The sequence below is a fragment of the Sphingomonas sp. HITSZ_GF genome, assembly GCF_029543155.1.
Taxonomy (GTDB): domain Bacteria; phylum Pseudomonadota; class Alphaproteobacteria; order Sphingomonadales; family Sphingomonadaceae; genus Sphingomonas.
The window spans coordinates 1-18,377 of record NZ_JARQXA010000006.1 but is presented as its reverse complement, the minus strand read 5'-3'; the positions used below and the strand labels follow the sequence as shown (position 1 = coordinate 18,377).

At 65.2% G+C, this 18,377-nt stretch carries 13 protein-coding genes; 4 read left to right on the top strand and 9 right to left on the bottom strand.

The genetic code is table 11. The annotated features are described in order from the left end of the window. Window positions 1-158 precede the first annotated feature (158 nt). Together P6144_RS16735 and P6144_RS16730 are read right to left on the bottom strand one after the other, a co-directional pair. A complete protein-coding gene (locus P6144_RS16735; RefSeq protein WP_277768951.1) occupies window positions 159-1,874 on the bottom strand; it encodes a hypothetical protein in 1,716 nt (571 codons plus the stop codon). 289 nt (window positions 1,875-2,163) lie between these two features. Next, a complete protein-coding gene (locus P6144_RS16730) occupies window positions 2,164-3,090 on the bottom strand; it encodes a hypothetical protein (RefSeq protein WP_277768950.1) in 927 nt (308 codons plus the stop codon). Window positions 3,091-3,241: 151 nt separating this feature from the next. Between P6144_RS16730 and P6144_RS16725 the strand changes: the two genes are divergently transcribed. The 3 genes from P6144_RS16725 (at window position 3,242) to P6144_RS16715 (ending at window position 7,771) form a co-directional block, all read left to right on the top strand. Continuing rightward, window positions 3,242-4,162 carry a hypothetical protein gene (locus tag P6144_RS16725; RefSeq protein WP_277768949.1) on the top strand — a complete coding sequence of 307 codons (921 nt, stop codon included), beginning with the start codon at window positions 3,242-3,244 and terminating at the stop codon, window positions 4,160-4,162. Window positions 4,163-4,325: 163 nt separating this feature from the next. Continuing rightward, window positions 4,326-6,995 (top strand): aconitate hydratase AcnA, encoded by a 2,670-nt coding sequence (acnA, locus tag P6144_RS16720; protein ID WP_277768948.1) that lies wholly within the window; start codon window positions 4,326-4,328, stop codon window positions 6,993-6,995. A gap of 188 nt (window positions 6,996-7,183) precedes the next feature. Beyond that, window positions 7,184-7,771, top strand: coding sequence for a porin family protein (locus P6144_RS16715; protein WP_277768947.1), 588 nt, complete (start codon window positions 7,184-7,186; stop codon window positions 7,769-7,771). A 59-nt stretch (window positions 7,772-7,830) separates the two neighbouring features. On the opposite strand, the gene P6144_RS16710 is transcribed toward P6144_RS16715, so the two are convergent. From P6144_RS16710 to P6144_RS16695, 4 genes are all read right to left on the bottom strand, one after another. Next, window positions 7,831-10,887 carry a TonB-dependent receptor gene (locus P6144_RS16710; RefSeq protein ID WP_277768946.1) on the bottom strand — a complete coding sequence of 1,019 codons (3,057 nt, stop codon included), beginning with the start codon at window positions 10,885-10,887 and terminating at the stop codon, window positions 7,831-7,833. A 280-nt stretch (window positions 10,888-11,167) separates the two neighbouring features. Further along, the gene (locus P6144_RS16705; RefSeq protein WP_277768945.1) at window positions 11,168-11,635 is read right to left on the bottom strand and encodes an FKBP-type peptidyl-prolyl cis-trans isomerase; all 468 of its coding nucleotides are present in this window, start codon (window positions 11,633-11,635) and stop codon (window positions 11,168-11,170) included. Window positions 11,636-11,644: 9 nt separating this feature from the next. Further along, window positions 11,645-12,514, bottom strand: a complete 870-nt coding sequence (mtnP, locus tag P6144_RS16700; RefSeq protein ID WP_277768944.1) for an S-methyl-5'-thioadenosine phosphorylase — start codon at window positions 12,512-12,514, stop codon at window positions 11,645-11,647. A 3-nt stretch (window positions 12,515-12,517) separates the two neighbouring features. Continuing rightward, on the bottom strand, window positions 12,518-13,933 hold the full coding sequence (locus tag P6144_RS16695; RefSeq protein ID WP_277768943.1) for an amino acid permease: 1,416 nt from the start codon (window positions 13,931-13,933) through the stop codon (window positions 12,518-12,520). A 303-nt stretch (window positions 13,934-14,236) separates the two neighbouring features. Here P6144_RS16695 and P6144_RS16690 point away from each other — a divergent pair, with 303 nt between their 5' ends. After that, entirely contained in the window at window positions 14,237-14,728 is a 492-nt protein-coding gene (locus P6144_RS16690) for a rhodanese-like domain-containing protein (protein WP_277768942.1), read from the top strand. A 113-nt stretch (window positions 14,729-14,841) separates the two neighbouring features. Here P6144_RS16690 and P6144_RS16685 read toward each other — a convergent pair whose 3' ends face one another. From P6144_RS16685 to P6144_RS16675, 3 genes are all read right to left on the bottom strand, one after another. Beyond that, entirely contained in the window at window positions 14,842-16,896 is a 2,055-nt protein-coding gene (locus P6144_RS16685) for a glycoside hydrolase family 97 protein (RefSeq protein WP_277768941.1), read from the bottom strand. Between the two features lie 93 nt (window positions 16,897-16,989). Further along, on the bottom strand, window positions 16,990-17,805 hold the full coding sequence (locus P6144_RS16680; protein WP_277768940.1) for a glutaminyl-peptide cyclotransferase: 816 nt from the start codon (window positions 17,803-17,805) through the stop codon (window positions 16,990-16,992). 84 nt (window positions 17,806-17,889) lie between these two features. Further along, the gene (locus P6144_RS16675) at window positions 17,890-18,090 is read right to left on the bottom strand and encodes a hypothetical protein (protein WP_277768939.1); all 201 of its coding nucleotides are present in this window, start codon (window positions 18,088-18,090) and stop codon (window positions 17,890-17,892) included. Window positions 18,091-18,377 lie beyond the last annotated feature (287 nt).

The window sequence follows — 18,377 nt, the reverse complement described above, 5'->3', positions numbered from 1 at the left end:
AGGGGCGGGTGGACAGCGTATCGGGGCGGCATGACGCCACTCCCTCCGCCGCACTGCCCTCGTTCCCAATGCGGGGGCATGCAGACCGCCGGCTCCCTCCGTCGGTCACCATCGGTGGGCGCGGGCCCCCAAGCCCGCGCCCTTTCCGATTCTCCGGCCTAGGGCGCCGGGTTCCAGCCGACCGTGCCGTTCCACTGCGCGAAAACCTTGGCGCGGGTGTTGAGCGCCGAAAGGTCCGCGGTGCTGCTGCCATAGGTGGTGTTGCGTCCGGTCATCGACAGCGCCGTGCCCGCCGCGTTGAGCGAGCCGCTCTCGCGCCAGCCCTCGGCATTGCTCGGCAACAGGTTGGGGATCGGCGTGATCCACCAGCCGGCGGTGGCGACATGCCCGCCCATCCGCACGCCGATGAACGAGACGTTGTCGCAATATTGCGTCGCGTTGCTCGCCGATCCGCCGCCCAGCACCAGCATGGTCTGGCAATAGCCGCCGGCCTGATAGACGCCGCCCGAGCGCGCCAGATAGGTCGATCCGCTCGGCACCGTGCTTTCCGACGTCAGCGAGCCGCCCAGCACCACGAAGCCCGGATAGCCCTTGGCCGAGCGCGCCTGGAAGATATATCCGCCCGAAGTCGGCGCCGACGGGTCATAGACCGTGCGCAGCTCCGAATTCTCGATCGCCATCGCATAGGGATAGCCCCAGATGAAATCGACGTCGCCGGCGATCAGGCTGTTGTAGATCCACACCCAGCCTTTCATCTGCAGCGTGTCCTGCGTGCTGAGGAAGTTCATGTCGGTGCCGACGAAGCGCGAGCCGTTGATGTTCGCCGAGTTGAAGTAGATCACCTCGGCCTGGCTGTTCTGGGTCGCGTCCTTCACATGCGTGTTCCGCATCGTGAAGTTGGTCACCTTGATCTGGTCGCCGCCCTCGATCAGCATCACCGCGCGCCCGCCGCCCAGCGACAGCCGGTTGCCCAGCGCCGAGGCGCCGCCGATATTGGTGAAGGTGGTGTTCGGCGCCGTCCGGCTGCCGCCCACGCCGGGGTTGAACGCGTCCCAGTTGCTGCTCGTCACCACCGTGCCCGCGCGGCTCTCGCCCACCAGGGTCAGGTTGCTGGTGTTGCGCAGGAACAGCTGCTCGTCATAGGTGCCGTTCTTGATCGTGATCGTCTTGGCCGCGGCCGAGCCCGCGCACGAGGTGCAGCCCACCGTCATCATGTAGTTGAGCGCGCCCTGCACCGAGCGGAAATCCGCCGCCCCGTCATCGTCGACCGTCACTGCCGTGGTCGAGGTCGGCGCCGACTTGGTCTTGAACGTCCAGGCCGTGGTGCCGCTGATCCCCTGGAAGGTGCTCGATCCGTTGAACTCGCCGTTGAACGTGCTCTTGTCGATCGTCACATAATAGGAAGTATCATAGGCCAGCACATTGTCGTGCAGCTTGATCGACACCGTGTTGCCCGCGATCCGGATCGGCCGGTAATAGGTGAAGCGCCACTGGGTCAGGCTCGGCACGCCGTTGCCGATCTTGTCGATCTCGGTGTTGCCGTTGCCCAGCGCCACCTGCGTCTCGCCGCCGGCCGCGACCACGTCCGCCGAGGTGTCGATCGTGTCGACCAGCGTGCCGTCGCTCTTATAGACGCGGATCTTGCCGCTGCCGGTCGCCACCGGGGCGCTGGCGAAGGTCAGCTTGAGCAGCGTGTCCTTATATGCCGCCGTCTCGCCATTGGCGGGCAGCACGCCCGAAACCGCAGCCCCCGGCGACGGCGTCGGGGTTGCCGACGGTGCCGGCGTCGAAACCGATCCGCTGCCGCCGCTGTCGCATGCCGATAATGCCAATAGCAGTGCGACGCTCGCACCCGTGGCGCAAAGTCCCTTCATCTTGCCTCTCCCCTTGGATGGCCGGGTTGACCCGGTCCATTACTCCGGCGCGCATCTTGATACCGGTGTCAGACACAGTCAAGACACAGTTGCGCGCGGCAATTTCACGCCAAGCCCATGAAAATACACCGCTAAGCCACACCCGGCATTTCGCCGTCCGTGCCGTGTCGGCGCAATACGCCCCACCGCGCCCTATGCCAGCGGTATCAATTGGGCCGCCGAACCGACGCAGCGCCCCGCTTCTTCTCGCCTGCCTTTCCCCCGGCCTTCGCCGGGGAACAGGATGCACTCAGGGACAGCCGGTGATCCGCGGCAAAGCCTGGCGCGGACGCGCGGGCCACGCCGCCTCCGCCGTTTCCCGATCCCGATCCCGATCGTCCCCGTCCTCCGGATTCGCCCCCTCGTTCGCCTCCGCCTCCGCATCCATCCCCACAGCAGAAGCCGTTTCCTGCTCGGCGCGGTGCCGGGCCTCGATCGCCCGTGCCTTGTCGATCATGTCGAGCTGCCGCATGATCGCGGCATCGGTATCCTCGGGCCGCGCCCGCTGGCCGAAGAACCCGCCCGCGGCCTTCGCCGCTTCCTTGGCGAAGGCGACCAGTTCCTTCTGGCTCGCCCCGCGCCGCGCCTGTCCCGGATTGCCGCGCGACAGCAGGAACTTGAGCAAGCCGTCCGAATAGCGCCGCTTGCGCGAAACCTCGACGCCGTCCTTCCACACGATCTCGTCCCAGCCCTCGACCGCGCGCTCGAAGGCAGCCTGCTCGAGCGTCGGCGCGGCGGTATCGAGCGCCTTCTCCCAGGCACGCGCGAAGTTCAGGTCGCGCTTGCGCATCCGATAGGCCGACTGGTTGGAGATGTTCGCCCGCGCACAGGCATCGCGCACGCAGCCGGTCTCGGAGAGCGCGCGCAGGAAGATGCGGGTGCGCACCGGGGTCCAGCCGTCGCGGCGCTGGCGATAGTCGCCGAACATGCCGTCGCGCCGCGACACCTTGGCCGCCGCCTCGGCCAGCCGCGCCGCCCGCGCCTCGCCCGCCCGGGCGACTGCCTTCAGCCAGAGCTTCTCGAAATCGGGATCATGCTTGCGCACCCAATAGGCGCCGGGAGCGCTCATCCCCGTCTCGCGGCACGCCCGCCGCACCGAACCATGCGCCGCCAGCCCGCGCAGGAACGCCTCCCGCACCGCCCCCGACCAACGCAACCGCCCAAACTCGCCCGCCATCGCGACTCGCTCCGTGGTTATGGAGCGGAATCAGTTATGGGGGATTTTCCTACATTGGAAGAACAAAAGATAAACATCGAGAGTTGCGGAGCCGTTGCACCGCCTTCGCATCCTGATAAGCTTTGTCCTTGTCTGCTCGGGGGAGGGGATGATGAACGCTACGGAAAAAGCGGAGCCGTATTTCAAGGCGGCGCAACTCGCGAAGGATCGACTTCACACGCTGCAATCGACCGAGTGGAACATGTATTATGCCGTCTGGCTGGTCCTGCTGGCGACGATGTACGGGATCATGACTGCCTTTGGTGGCGTATTACCTATGATTGGGGATGGCCTGTACAAGCTGATGCGATATATAGTAATTGAGGATATTACTCGATCAATACTGTCAAGATTTATTCGATCTGCTCTTTTTTCGAGCCTTGTCTGGATATTTTTTAGACAAATAAAATCATATTATCTTACTGATTTCTACAAAGCCAATTACAAGAGCCTGGTAACCCAACGCATATTATATTATCTATACTTGGGAAAAGCGCTCCAGATTGCCTATGGGAAGGATCTACCGAACATCCCTCCACCGCTAAGATATCAGATCGGGAGTGGCCTCCCCCTGTCCCTGGATGACCTCGCGAAAGACGAGGAACCCAATGAGACCAGTGGTGGCAATATCGGAACGGAGCAACCTGACCCGAAGCTCGCGAAAGACGAGGAACCCAATAAGGCCGGTGGTGGCAATACCGGAACGGGGCAACCTGACCCGGAGAAAGCCCGCCGTCGGCGAAGCCGCCTGCTTGCGCGTTTCCGCGTAGAGTTGCGAAAGCTCGTGGAGTTCAGAGCCTCGAAATGGATGCGAAAACACTGGCTGGGTGACCCGATCCACATGCCGCAGAAGTCCGAGTTTCGCGTGGAGGAGATCCTGCTTCCCAAGAGTCTACGGGACGCAACCGACGATTATCGGAAGTCGGGGGTATATAGCGGACGGGCCATGGTGATGCTTCGCGTCACAAGGCTCGGCGTGCTGATGGCAGCGCTGATCAGTTTCTTCGCGCCGATCCATCCCGCGGCGCATTGACATTTCCTCCTACACCCTCCCCTTCCCCTCTCCCCACACCCGTGCTAGCGGCACCGGCGAATCTTCGCATTCGCAGCACCCGTTGCGCCCGCGCGGCCTACAAAGAGGCTAGCGTCCCCCGAGCGCCCGGGACCGGACAGACTGGGAAAGGACCCCGCGCCACATGACCGCCATCGGCAACGATACCCTCGGCACTCGCGACACGCTCACCGTCGGCACCGCCAGCTATGACTATTTCTCGCTGCCCAAGGCCGCGAAGAAGCTCGGCGACATCAGCCGCCTGCCCTTCTCGATGAAGGTGCTGCTCGAGAACATGCTGCGCTTCGAGGACGGCACCACCGTCACCAAGGACGATGCCCAGGCGATCGTCGACTGGCAGAAGGACGCGCGCTCGAACCGCGAGATCCAGTATCGCCCGGCGCGCGTGCTGATGCAGGACTTCACCGGCGTGCCCTGCGTGGTCGATCTCGCCGCGATGCGCGATGCGATCACCAAGCTCGGCGGCGACGCGCAGAAGATCAATCCGCAGGTCCCCGTCCACCTCGTCATCGATCACTCGGTGATGGTCGACGAGTTCGGCACGCCCAAGGCGTTCGAGGATAACGTTGCCCTTGAATATGAGCGCAATGCCGAGCGCTACGAATTCCTGAAGTGGGGCTCGAAGGCGCTCGACAATTTCTCGGTGGTTCCGCCGGGCACCGGCATCTGCCACCAGGTGAACCTCGAATATATCTCGCAGTCGATCTGGTCGTCGAAGACCGGTGACGGCGCGAACATCGCCTATCCGGACACGCTGGTCGGCACCGACAGCCACACCACGATGGTCAATGGCCTGGGCGTGCTCGGCTGGGGCGTCGGCGGCATCGAGGCCGAGGCTGCGATGCTCGGCCAGCCGGTGTCGATGCTCATCCCCGAAGTCGTCGGCTTCAAGCTGACCGGCAAGCTCGGCGAGGGCATCACCGCCACCGACCTGGTGCTCACCGTCACCCAGATGCTGCGCGCCAAGGGCGTGGTCGGCCGCTTCGTCGAGTTCTACGGCCCGGGCCTGCACGCGATGACGCTGGCGGATCGCGCGACGATCGCCAACATGGCGCCCGAGTACGGCGCGACCTGCGGCTTCTTCCCGATCGACGACAAGACGCTCGATTACATGCGCCTCACCGGCCGTCCGGACGAGACCGTCGCGCTGGTCGAGGCCTATGCCAAGGCGCAGGGCATGTGGCACGACGTGAACGGCCCCGAGCCGATCTTCACCGACACGCTCGAGCTCGACATGTCGAGCGTGCGCCCGTCGCTCGCCGGCCCGAAGCGCCCGCAGGACCGCGTCAGCCTCGACAGCGTCGACGAAGTGTTCAACGGCGACCTGACCAAGGTCTATAAGAAGGACCATGCCGCGCGCGCCGATGTCGAGGGTGTCGATCACGGCATCCGCGACGGCGACGTGGTGATCGCGGCGATCACGTCGTGCACCAACACCTCGAACCCCTCGGTGCTGATCGCGGCCGGCCTCGTCGCCCGCAAGGCGCGCGAGAAGGGCCTGACCCGCAAGCCCTGGGTGAAGACCTCGCTGGCGCCGGGCTCGCAGGTGGTCACCGACTATCTCAACAAGACCGGGCTGACCGAGGATCTCGATGCGATCGGGTTCAACCTGGTCGGCTATGGCTGCACGACCTGCATCGGCAATTCGGGCCCGCTCGCCGAGCCGATCTCGGCGGCGATCAACGGCAACGACATCGTCGCCGCCTCGGTGCTGTCGGGCAACCGCAACTTCGAGGGCCGCGTCTCGCCGGACGTGCGCGCCAACTTCCTCGCCTCGCCGCCGCTGGTCGTCGCCTATGCGCTCAAGGGCACGGTGACCGAGGACATGTACGAGACGCCGATCGGCGAAGGCACCGATGGTCCGGTGTTCCTCAAGGACATCTGGCCCTCGAACGAGGAAGTCGCCGGGCTGATCACCGCCAACATCGACGATGCGATGTTCCGTTCGCGCTACGCCAATGTCTATGCCGGCGACGCGCACTGGCAGAAGATCGACGTGACCGGCTCGGACACCTATCGCTGGCCGACCAGCTCGACCTACATCCACAACCCGCCCTATTTCGAGGGCATGTCGATGACCCCCGCCCCGGTCACCGACATCATCGAAGCCAAGCCGCTCGCCATCCTCGGCGACTCGATCACCACCGACCACATCTCGCCGGCCGGCTCGATCAAGGCGGACAGCCCGGCAGGCACCTTCCTGCAGGAGCATCAGGTCTCGAAGAAGGACTTCAACAGCTACGGCGCGCGCCGCGGCAATGACGAAGTCATGGTTCGGGGCACGTTTGCCAATATTCGCATTAAAAATGAAATGGTTAGCGGAATAGAGGGTGGCATGACGCGCTATGGCGGTCAGGTCATGCCGATCTACGACGCCGCGATGCGCCACAAGGCGGACGGCACCGCGCTCGTGATCGTCGCGGGCAAGGAATATGGCACCGGCTCGTCGCGCGACTGGGCAGCCAAGGGCACCAACCTGCTCGGCGTCCGCGCCGTGATCACCGAGAGCTTCGAGCGCATCCACCGCTCGAACCTGGTCGGCATGGGCATCCTGCCGCTGCAGTTCGCGGAAGGCGTGACTCGCGAGACGCTGAAGCTCAAGGGCAGCGACACCTTCACGATCAAGAACGTCGCGGGCCTGCGCCCGCGCCAGGACGTCGAGGTCGAGCTCACCCGCGAGGACGGCACCAAGGAAACCTTCCTCACTCGCTGCCGGATCGATACCGTCAACGAGCTGGAATATTTCCTCAACGGCGGCATCCTGCACTACGTGCTGCGCAAGCTCGCTTCCTGATCGCAAGCGATCGGCTGAAACAGGAAAGGGAGGGTCCGCCGGATCCTCCCTTTTTTGTTGCACGCTCGCAACCAGACGAAGCCGAAGCGCGATCCCGTTGCAATCGCCCGAAAATCCCTCGTGACGCCCCGCCTCCAGCACTGCCGTCGCGCCGCCGCCCCCTGCGGCGCCAGTGCATGGAGTAGACAATGAACAAGTTGCGTATCGCCCTCATCGCCGCCGCAGGCCTCGCCGCCACCCCGGCGCTGGCGCAGGATGCGAGCGAATTCACCGGCCCGCGCGCCGAAGCGACGATCGGTTTCGACCAGATCCGCTTCGACCTCGCCAGCGCGACCGACGGGCGCGAGAAGCAGGCCGATCTCGGCTACGGCGTGGCGATCGGCTACGACGTCGCGGTGGCACCGAAACTGATCGCCGGCGTGGATGTCGGGGTCAATCTCGCCGATACCGGCTACAGCTATGGCGACGCCACCGACGGCGGCGAACTGCGCAAGCGGCGCGAGATCACCGCGGCCGCACGGCTCGGCACTCCGATCACCTCCAACACCCTGCTTTACGGCAAGCTCGGCTATGCCAATCTGCAGCTGCGCGAGGACCTCACCTCCGCCGGCGTCACCAGCAGCAGCCGCAACAATCTCGACGGCGTGCTGCTCGGCGCGGGCGTCGAGGTGAAGCTGCTCCCCAATGCCTATTGGAAGAGCGAATATCGCTACACCGACTATGCCCGCGGCATCGTCACCAACAATGTGACGACCGGTGTCGGCATCCGCTTCTGAACGAAAAAAGGCGGCCTCCCGAAGGAGGCCGCCCCGTTTTCACGATCTTCAAGCCGCTGTCAGAACTTGAAGGTCGCGCCCGCCCGGAACTGGCGGCCGATCAGGCCGGAATAGTGCCAGGTGGTAAGGAAGTTCGGCGCGCTGGCATAGGCGGCCGGTGCGACCGGAGCTCGCGCATCGAGCAGGTTCTTCACGTTCAGGAAGAAGGTGAAGTCGTCGGCGACGCGGAAGGTCTGGTTGAGATCGACGCTGATGAAGCTGTTGACATAGCAGAACTTCTCATAGCCCGGCGCCGATGCCGCCACCTTGTAGAGATTGGCGGTGCAGGCCGTCGACAGATTGCCCTGGTCGGTGGCGACTTCCTTGATCCGGCCGACATAATAGGTAGTCGCGCTGATCGTGTAGTTGCCGAAGTCCAGCGTGTTCTGCCAGTTGCCGCGGATGCGCGGCGTGCCGTTGCCGGAGGACAGGTCATAGGGCCCGAACGTGCCGGCGAAGCGCTGGATGCCCGCCGCCGTGTCACGATCGTAGCGCAGGACATAGGTCGCCTCGACGCGGCTGGTGAACTTCACCCCGCTGCTGATCGGGGCCGAGAACGTCGCCGAGAAATCGAGGCCTTCGGTCTTGTCCGAGTTCACGTTCACGAACGGCGCATTGACGATCAGCACGCGCGGCAACGCGTTGGGGAACAGCGGATCGACGCCGTCGATCAGGTTGCACGAATAGCCCGCGCCCACTGCCGCCACCGCGGCACAGCCCGCCGCCGACGCTGCCGCCGCCGACGCATAGCTGTTGCCGGCAACCGAATAGTAGGCGTTGATCGCGGCGCCCGCGAGCGGGCCGTTCGCCACCAGATTGCTCTTCTTCACATTGTAATAGTCGACCGTGGCGCTGAACCACTTCGCCGGCTGGAAGATCACGCCTGCGGTGAAGCTGCGCGACTTTTCCGGCTCGAGATCGGGGTTGCCCGCGAAGCCGCGGCCGACCGAATATTGGAAGTTATACGGATTGCCGCCGTTCACGCAGGCGCCGGCATTGTTGCTGCCGCCATGCTGCGCGCAGAAGGCGCCCGGCGGCGTGATGGTGACGAACCCGGCATATTGGCTGCGCGGCCCGGCTTCGGCGAAGGTCGGCGCACGGAAGCCCTGCGAATAGGTACCGCGAACCGCGAATTCCTTGACCGGCGCGAACTTGATGCCGACCTTGGGCGAGAAGCGGCCATAGCCTTCCGAATAATGGTCGTATCGGCCGGACAGGTTGACGTCGAGCGTCGACAGGATCGGCGCGTCGAGCTCGGCGAAGGCGGCATAGACAGTATGCGCACCGAATGCCGACGACGTCGTCAGGCCATAGGTGTCGAGCGCCGCGTTCTGGTTGTTGTTCTCCAGCTTCTCGCGCCGCACCTGGCCGCCGACCGCGAGCTGCAGCGGTCCGCCCGGCAGCGTCGCCAGCTCGCCGGTGAGCGAGGCGTCGAGCGAGTACATTTCGGAATAGGACGGTGTGGTCTTGTCCGGCGCAAGCTGGTTGCGCACCGCCTGGCTGTTCTGGCTCGGATTGACGAAATTGTACGCGCCCGTGTTGATCACCTGGCGTAGCGCGGCGATGTTGATCAGGCCGTGCTGCGTGATCTCCAGATTGTCACGCGCATAGACGCCCTCGAGCCGCCAGTTCCAGCGATCGTCGCCGAAGCTGCCGTTGAGGCCCGCGCTGAAGCGATACACGTCGTTGGTGCGTTCGCTGCCGCCGGGAATGTCGCCGAACAGATAATAGATGCGCGCGGCGTTCGCGGCGGCAATCGCCGGGGTTGCCGCCGCGTTGGTGGCATAGGGATTGTTCGGGTTCAGGCGCCGATCCGCCGCGGTGGCGCAATTCGTGCCCGCCGAGCAGACGAAATAGGGCAGCACAATGCCCGGGTTGCTCGTCGCGACGAGCGGGCTGCCACCGAACGGCTGGGTCTGGCGGATCGCCGAGGGAAAGGCGCTGGTGATCGAGACATAGCTGCGGCTGAAGCTGCCGGTGACATAGCCTTCGACATTCTCGCCCAGGCGCACGCTCAGGCGGCCATTGAGCGAATAGCGCTCCTGCAGCGGCTGGATCTGGCGGTACAGGTCGGTGAGGTCATAGGGGCAGCCGACGCCGCGCGCCGCGCCGGTGGTGACCGTGTAGGTCGGCCGCGCGCAGTTGGCGATGCCCAGCGCGGTGTAGGTCGCATAGGTCTGGCCGGGATCGTTGGTGACCGCAGTGCCGCCGCTCAGCGGATTGTTCAGGTCGCTCTGCGTGGTGCGCACGACATAGGCCGTGGGCGTGTTGACCGTCAGGCCGCTGTCGGCGGTGTTGTTGTCGTTGCCGCCGATCGCAGTCAGGTCCTGCGTGTTGTACGGGAAGCCGCGGTCGTGGTTCGAAACGCGGTCGTCGCGCTGATATTCGCCGTTGAGGTAGAAGTTGAAGCCCGACTTCTCATAGTCGCCGAAGCCCACGGTGAGGTCGGCGCGGATATGGCCCGCATCGCCGCGCTCGGCCACGCCACCCTCGACGGTGCCGGCAACGCCGTTGAACTGCTTCTTCAGGATGATGTTGACCACGCCGCCGATCGCATCCGCGCCATAGGTCGAGGACGCACCGTCCTTCAGCACTTCGACGCGGTCGACCAGGCTGAACGGAATCGAGTTGAGGTCGACATAGGCGTTGTGGCCGTCGTCGTTGATCGGGAAGTTGGTCGAACGCAGGCCATCGACCAGCACCAGCGTCGAGGACACGCCCAGGCCGCGCAGCGACACGGCCGAGCCACCCGCGGAGAAGCCGGTCTGGAAGCCGGTGCCGATCGAGCCGGCGCTGTCGGCCGAGATCGAGCGGATCGCGTCGCTCATCGTGGTGATGCCCGCCTTGGCAAGCGAGTCCGAGGTCAGCACGGTGACCGGCGACGGCGTCTCGGTGTCGGTGCGGCGCAGCAGCGATCCGGTGACGACGATCGAATCGCCTTCCTCGGCAGCCGGCTTGTCCTGCGGCGCGGCAGGCGTGGTCTGCGCATGCGCCGGCGCGGCGATCATGCCCAGCGCGAGCGCAAGCGGCGCGGCGCTGCGGGCAAGGCGCCGCAGATTGGTGGTCGGGTGCAGCATGGAATATCCCTTCGCTCTCTCCCGGATCTTGTCCGGATTGTTTCGAGCAGCCCTACTCCCCGAAGGGCCTCTCTAGGCTAAGGGTGTTTCACTCTGTTGCAGTTGTAAAGAACCAGAAACATTAATCGCAACCTTTGGAAACGTTTATCCGGACGTGTGCCACAAAGGCAACACAGTGGCAGGCAGGCGCCTGTCCGCTGCCCGAACAAGTCGAACCATGGAAAGCCCGGACGATCACGATCGCCCGGGCCACGAGTTTCTGGGGAAATCTGGAGTGGACCTACTGCGCCGCAGGAATGTCGAGCAGCTCGATCTTGAACATCAGCGTCGCGCCGCCCGGGATCGGCCCCTTGCCCTTGAAGCCATAGCCAAGGTTGGCGGGGATCGCGACTTCGAACGTGTCACCTACGCCCATCAGCGGCACCGCGACCTGCCAACCCTTGATCAGCATGCCGAGCGGGAAGGTCGCCGGCTCGCCGCGGTCGTACGAGCTGTCGAACTTCTCGCCGTCGATGAAGCTGCCGGCATAGTGCAGCGTCACCGTGTCCGCCACGGTCGGGTGCTTGCCGCTGCCATCGCCCTTGATCCGGCGCCAGCGCAGCCCCTCGGGCGTGCTGTGCCAGCCATCGGCGCCGTTCAGCTTGGCCAGAGCCAGCATCTGCTGGCTCTGCCAGGCCATGTCCTGCGAGCGATCGGGCGCGGGCGCGTCCTGCGCGGCGAGCAGGGCAAGGGCAGCGAGAAACGACATGATGGTTCCTTAGTTGGAGAGCGCGCGGCCGGCGATGGCGTCGAGCTTGCGCAGGAGATGCGGATCGCGGGCGTTCGGCGCAGTGATCAGCGCGAAATCGAGGCAGGTGTCGATCGGCGAGGACGGGCGCTCCTCGGGCAGGTTGGTGAGCAGGTGCATCACCAGCTTGCGCGCCTTGTCGGCATTGGTGCCGAGCTGCGCGATCACCGTGGCGACGTCCACCGCCTCCTCGCCCTCACGCCAGCAGTCATAGTCGGTGACCATGCCGACCAGCGCATAGGGCAGCTCCGCCTCGCGGCACAGCTTGGCCTCGGGCATGCCGGTCATGCCGATGATGTCGCAGCCCCAGCTGCGGTAGAGATTGCTCTCGGCGCGGGTCGAGAATTGCGGGCCTTCCATCGCCAGATAGGTGCCCCCGACATGCGTCGTCGCCCCCGCCGCCTTCGAAGCCTCGGCCGCCAGCGCGGAAAGGCGTGGGCAGACCGGATCGGCCATCGAGACATGCGCGACCATGCCCTCGCCGAAGAAGCTCGAGGGCCGGCCCTTGGTGCGGTCGATGAACTGGTCGGCGATCGTGAAGGTGCCCGGCGCGCGCTCCTCCACGAGCGATCCCACCGAGGAGATTGCCAGCACGTCGGTCACGCCCAGGCGCTTCAGCACGTCGATATTGGCGCGGACGTTGAGATCGCTCGGCGAGACGCGGTGCCCGCGGCCGTGACGCGGCAGGAACACTACGCGGACATGGCCGACCCGACCGACGAAGCAGTCATCCGAAGGCTTGCCCCAGGGGCTCTCGGTCGAGATCCACTCGCCCTCCTCGATGCCCTCCACATCGTAGAGCCCCGAACCGCCGATGATCCCGATCGTCCAGCCCGCCATCGCTCACCCCTTTGCTGCGTTGCGGCGTGCATAGGCGAAATAGACGACCAAACCCAAGAGGTTCCAGCAACCGAACCAGATCTGCGTGCGCTCTGGCAGGCTGATGAACAGATAGGCGCAGCCGAAGATCGCCCCCAGCCCGACCAGCCAGGGCGCCGGCGTGCGGAACGGGCGCGGCGCGTCCGGCGAACGGCGGCGCAGCACGAGCAGGCACAGGCCGACCGCAGCAAAGGCGAGCAGCGTGCCGGCATTGGCCAGCGCGGCGATCTCGTCGATCGGCAGGAAGGCGGCAAAGATGCTGACTACGCATGCCGTGAAGATGGTGATGCGCACCGGCGTGCCGCGCTTCGAGACCTTGGCGAGGCTCTGGGGCAGCATGCCGTCGCGTGCCATCACGAAGAAGATCCGGCTCTGGCCGAACAGGAAACCCAGGATCACCGTGGGCAGCGCGATGATCGCGCTCAGCGCCAGGAACTTGGCGACGCCGGGCTGGCCGATCTCGCGCAGGATCAGCGCCAGCGGCTCGGGGCTGTCGGCGAAGCGCGTGTAGCTCAGCGCCCCCACCGCGGCGACTGCGACGATCATGTAGATGGCGACGCAGGCGATCATCGATCCGACGATGCCGATCGCCAGGTCGCGCCCGGGATTCTTGGCTTCTTCCGCCGCCGTGGAGATCGCGTCGAAGCCGTAGAAGGCGAAGAAGATGATCGCTGCCGCCGCCATCACGCCGCGCTCCACGCCACCTTCGGTCATGTGCTTGGCAAAGCCGAACGGTGCGAAGGGATCAAAATTGGCGGCGTTGAAATAGGGCAGCGCCACCGCGACGAACACCGCGAGCGCGACCAGCTTCACTACCACCAGGATCGCGTTGAGCGTCGCGCTCTCGCGGGTGCCGAGGATCAGCAGGCCCGAGACCAGCCAGACGACAAACAACGCCGGCACGTTCACGCCCCAATGCGCGATCTGCCAGCCCGCCATCTGCGGCCCGTGCGTCAGCTCCACCGGCACGCCGATCCCGGTCAGGAACGGTGTCGCATAGCCCGACCAGCCCACCGCCACTGTCGCCACGACGAGCGTATATTCGGCGAGCAGGCTCCACCCCACCACCCAGGCGACGATCTCGCCGAGCGTGGTATAGCTATAGGTATAGGCGCTGCCCGACGTGGGGATCATCGTCGCCAGCTCGGCATAGGCGAGCGCGGCGCAGGCGCAGATCGCGCCGGCAACGACGAAGGAGAGGATCACCGCCGGTCCTGCACGGTCCGCGCCGACGCCGATCAGCGTCAGGATGCCGGTGCCCACGATCGCGCCCACTCCCAACGCGACGAGATGCGGCCAGGACAGCGTGCGCGCGAGCCGATGCTCGGGCGGCCGATCCTCCTCGGCAGTGATCGGCTTCAACCGGAACAGGCTGGACATGCTGCTAATCCCCTCTCGCTTTGGAGACGGGTGTAGCGCGGTGTGAAGCCCGCGCAACTTTGTTTCCTGCCGATCCCGGCGCTTGCAATGTAGGATTCTGCATGATCATGTCATCGGCATGTTGACCGACTCCGCCTCGCCCGTTTCAGCCGGCGGCGGGGAGCGGCGGCAAAGTGAAATAATGTTGGTCGACTCCCTTCACTTTGCCGGTGCCGGCGCCGTCTCTCGGCCTGCCGGTTGTTCAGCGCAGGTGCAGCCCCGCGGGGAGATCGTTGCGCATCCGATTCGCATGGGAGAAGGCCGATGCTGCTTTTCACTGCCCTGGCACTCAGCCTGGCCGCACCGCAGGACCCGCCCGCCAATCCGCAGATCGACTATGCCGGCTTCGCCACACTGACCCGCGACGTCCGTGCGCTGCGCGCCAAGCGGCTGCTCGCCTTCGACAAGTTCCAGGCGATGGCAGCCGGGAAGGACGTCCTGCTGCTCGATGCCCGCTCGAAGGATGCCTTTGCGCGCGGCCATATCGCCGGCGCGGTCAACCTGCCCTTCACCGATTTCACCGCGGAGGCGCTGGCCGCTGTGGTCGGCCCGAACCGCGACCGCCCGATCCTGATCTACTGCAACAACAATTTCTCGAACCACCGCAGCCCGGTTCCGCTCAAGAACCCGCAGCTCGCGCTCAACATCCAGACCTTCATCAACCTGGTCGGCTATGGCTATGCGAACGTCTGGGAGCTGCGCGACGTCGTCGACTTCAACGATCCCAAGGTAGGCTGGGTGACGACCGCCGGCTGATGCATAACCGTCATCCCGCACCAATCCGTCATCCCGGCGAAAGCCGGGATCTCATGCGAAGGCGCGGGGAAGGCGCCGCCTGAGACCCCGGCTTTCGCCGGGGCAACGGGCAGTCAAAGCGCCTTGAACCGGATCGCCTGCCCGCCGCCCGGCGCCAGCTTGAGCACCAGCGTGTCCTCGGCGGTAACCCGCTTCTTCTCGATTGCGATGGAGAAGCGCTTGTCACCGCGATAATCGGCATCGTCGCCGTCGCGGTAGATCTGCGCCTCGTAGCGCTTGCTGGGCGTCAGGAAGTCGAGCTTCACGCTCAGCGTGCGCGCCTGCTCGTCGCCCACCGCGCCCAGATACCAGTCCGGGTCGTCCCGCGCCTGGCGCGCGAAGGTCACATAGTCGCCCACCTCGCCGTTGAGCACGCGCGTGTCGATCCAGTCGGTCGGCACGTCCTTGATGAAGCGCATCGGCCCGGGGAAGCGGGCATAATTCTCCGGCAGGTCCGCCGCCATCTGCACCGGCGAATAGATCACCACGTACAAGGCGAGTTGCTTGGCGATCGTCGATTCGATCGGCGTGTCGCCCTTGCCGACCAGGCTCAGCACGCCGGGGGTGAAGTCCATCGGCCCGGCGAGCATGCGGGTGAACACCAGGTTCGCCTCATGCTCGGGCGGGTTCTTGGGATTGCCCCAGCCATTATATTCCATGCCGCGGGCATGCTCGCTGCTGATCCAGTTGGGATAGGTGCGGCGCAGGCCGGTGTCCTTGATCGGCTCGTGGCTGTCGATCGCGATCTTATACTTGGCGGCGGTGGTGACCACCTTGAGATGGTGGTTGGCGCTGTACTGGCCGTCATGCCATTCGCGCAGCTGGCGGCCGTCGGGCTCGACCCGCTCGAGCTGCCCGGCATCGGTGACATAGCCCGTCTTCACCACGCTCTCGCCATGCGCCTGGGCAAAGGCGAAGGCGCGGTCGAGCTGCTGCTCGTAATGGGTAGTCGATCCGCCGGTCTCGTGGTGGCCGATCAACTGCACGCCCTTCTTCCTGGCATAGGCGGCAAGCGCATCGGCGTCGAAATCGGGGGTCGGCTTGTCGAACTGGAAGTCGTTGCCATTGGCGAACCAATGGCCGTCCCACCCGACGTTCCAGCCTTCGGCCAGCACGCCCTTGAAGCCGTTGGCGGCGGCGAAATCGATGTAGTGCTTCACGTTCGCGGTGGTCGCGCCGTGCTTGGCCCCTGTCGACCAGGTCGCCTTGTCGAGATGCATCTCCCACCACACGCCGACATATTTGCCGGGCTTGAACCAGCTGACGTCGCCCAGCTTGTTGGGCTCGTTCAAATTGAGCTCGATGTGCGAGCGATAGAGGCCCGGCGCATCGTCGGTGATCACGATCGTCCGCCACGGCGTGGCGAAGGGCAGCACGCGGCTCACCTTCGGCCCCATCGCGCCGGGCTCGAGCACCGCCTTCAGCTTGGTGCCGCCCTCGGTGCCCTGCAGCCACATGCCCGAATAGTCGACCAGCGCCGCCTCGTGGATCGCGACATGGGTGCCGTCGTCGAGCTTCAGCGTCAGCGGCGTATGCGCGAGCGGGACCTCGCGGATCGGCGTCTTGTGCCACAGATATTCGTCGCGGTTCCATTCGGCGCCCGGAATCCACCAGGCTGTGCCGTCCTGCGCCAGGTCGAACTCGGTCAGTTCGTCGGCGATGTGCATCGTCTTGAGGTTGGGCTGGGCGGGCAGCTCGTAGCGGAAGCCGATACCGTCGTCGAACAGGCGGAACACCACCACCATTTCGCGGCGGAGCGCGATCTGCTCCTGCAGCCGAACGCGCAGCTCGACATGGTTGTCGCGGATCGTCTTCCATTCGCCCCAGGGCTGGTCCCAGCTGCTGTCGGACTTGCTGGTCTCCTGCCCGATGATCGCGAAGTCGCGCTCCAGCTTGGGCGCGTCGCCGAGCAGGAAGCCCAGCCGCGAGGGGCGGATGACGATCTTGCCGCTGCGCGACACCGAGTAATAGGGCCGCCCGTCGCCGTCGGTGGTCACCGTCACTTCGATGTTGCCGTCGGGCGAGGTGGCGCGGACGGCAGCCGGACCGGTGGCAGTCTTCTGCTCAACCTGGGCGGGCGCGGGAACAGCCAGGAACAGCGCGGCAAGCGCGGCCAGGATACGCAGCATGATCACCTCTCCTGGGGCGATTCATGCCGATGTAACCGGTTTCGCCCGCAGCGAACCGATAGCGCGCCGCGGCGCGCCGCGTCCAGTCCGGGGTTATTTGCTGCAGGTGGTGAGCTGGGTCGCCTGGGCGCTGTTGCTCACCGCAGCGCCCTGCTTGACTTCGAAGAGCTGCGGCCAGCGCTTGCCGACGACGAACACCCGCTTGGATGCGGCGTCATAGGCGATGCCGTTGGGCACCACGTCGGGATCGTCGCTCTTGGGAGCGATGCCGGTGACGTCGAGGAAGCTCTTCACCTCGCCGTTGGCGGGGTCGATGCGCGCGATCAGGTTGGTCTGCCAGATGTTCGCCCAGATCTCGCCATCGACCCATTCGAGCTCGTTGAGCTTCGCGACCGGGCAGCCATTGGCGGTAACCGTCAGCGTCGAAGCGACCTGCATGGTCTTGGGATCGAGGAAGCGCAGCTCGGGCGTGCCGTCGGACAAGATGATGTTCTTGCCGTTCTCGGTCATGCCCCAGCCCTCTCCGGTGTAGGAGAAGGTGTCGCCCAGCGCGAAGTCCTTGAGGTTGTAGGTGAAGCCGGTCTTGTCCTGCCAGGTGACCTGGTAGAGCTTGTCGCCGAACGCGATGATGCCCTCGCCGAAATAGGGGGCGGGCAACTCGGCCTGCTGGAGGATCTTGCCGGTGGCGAGGTCGACCTTGCGGATCGTCGAGCTGCCGATCTCGCCGGTGCTCTCGTAGAGCGCGCCGCCCTTGAAGAAGAGGCCTTCGGTGAAGGCCGTCGGGTCGTGCGGATGCGTTGCGGCGATGTTCACCGCATAGACGGGAACCCCGCTGGTCCGCAGGAAGAAGAACCACGCGCCGACCGCGATCACGGCCAGGGCAACGACTGCGAGGAGAATCCGCTTCATCGCGGCGGAGAAAGCCGTGCGAGGGCGTCGCTGTCAACGGCGAAGCCGCGATAATGGCGTCTCCGCGACGATCGGCGGGCGGAGCTAGCCCTTGGGCGTCACCCACACCGCGACCGGCACCACCACCTTGCCCGGCGCCGGCTTGCCCACGTCGATGCGATCGGCAGTCACCAGCTCGCCGGTCTCGAGCGTGAACGACGCCCAGGGTTTCGGCATGCGCCCGAAAGTGAGTTTCTGAATGGGCTGACCGGTGGTCGAGTTCATGATCGTGGCGACGATAGGCATGGCGCGCGGATAGCGGCCGGCTTCGAAGGCCGTCCAGCACCCGGCGCCAAGATGTCGTGGACAAATGACGCGCTGGTTCGTCCGCCGAAACTACTTACACGAGTGTTAGTCGGAATTCCCACGTCGGAGCCGTCGGAATGCGGGTGCGATTTCGAGCGCGAACAGGCAAAATTAAACCCGCTAAGTTGCTCACCTAGCGGGCTTCTATTGTGCGGGGTTGTTGGTTGCGGGAGTAGGATTTGAACCTACGACCTTCAGGTTATGAGCCTGACGAGCTACCGGGCTGC

Bases quoted from the DNA above. Each gene is read 5' to 3' on its own strand.
- P6144_RS16705 (WP_277768945.1), bottom strand. From the start codon at position 11,635: ATGTCGTTTCTCGCTGCCCTTGCCCTGCTCGCCGCGCAGGACGCGCCC.
- P6144_RS16675 (WP_277768939.1), bottom strand. From the start codon at position 18,090: ATGCCTATCGTCGCCACGATCATGAACTCGACCACCGGTCAGCCCATT.
- P6144_RS16695 (WP_277768943.1), bottom strand. From the start codon at position 13,933: ATGTCCAGCCTGTTCCGGTTGAAGCCGATCACTGCCGAGGAGGATCGG.
- P6144_RS16680 (WP_277768940.1), bottom strand. From the start codon at position 17,805: ATGAAGCGGATTCTCCTCGCAGTCGTTGCCCTGGCCGTGATCGCGGTC.
- P6144_RS16730 (WP_277768950.1), bottom strand. From the start codon at position 3,090: ATGGCGGGCGAGTTTGGGCGGTTGCGTTGGTCGGGGGCGGTGCGGGAG.
- acnA (WP_277768948.1), top strand. From the start codon at position 4,326: ATGACCGCCATCGGCAACGATACCCTCGGCACTCGCGACACGCTCACC.
- P6144_RS16710 (WP_277768946.1), bottom strand. From the start codon at position 10,887: ATGCTGCACCCGACCACCAATCTGCGGCGCCTTGCCCGCAGCGCCGCG.
- P6144_RS16715 (WP_277768947.1), top strand. From the start codon at position 7,184: ATGAACAAGTTGCGTATCGCCCTCATCGCCGCCGCAGGCCTCGCCGCC.
- P6144_RS16725 (WP_277768949.1), top strand. From the start codon at position 3,242: ATGAACGCTACGGAAAAAGCGGAGCCGTATTTCAAGGCGGCGCAACTC.
- P6144_RS16685 (WP_277768941.1), bottom strand. From the start codon at position 16,896: ATGCTGCGTATCCTGGCCGCGCTTGCCGCGCTGTTCCTGGCTGTTCCC.
- P6144_RS16735 (WP_277768951.1), bottom strand. From the start codon at position 1,874: ATGAAGGGACTTTGCGCCACGGGTGCGAGCGTCGCACTGCTATTGGCA.
- mtnP (WP_277768944.1), bottom strand. From the start codon at position 12,514: ATGGCGGGCTGGACGATCGGGATCATCGGCGGTTCGGGGCTCTACGAT.
- P6144_RS16690 (WP_277768942.1), top strand. From the start codon at position 14,237: ATGCTGCTTTTCACTGCCCTGGCACTCAGCCTGGCCGCACCGCAGGAC.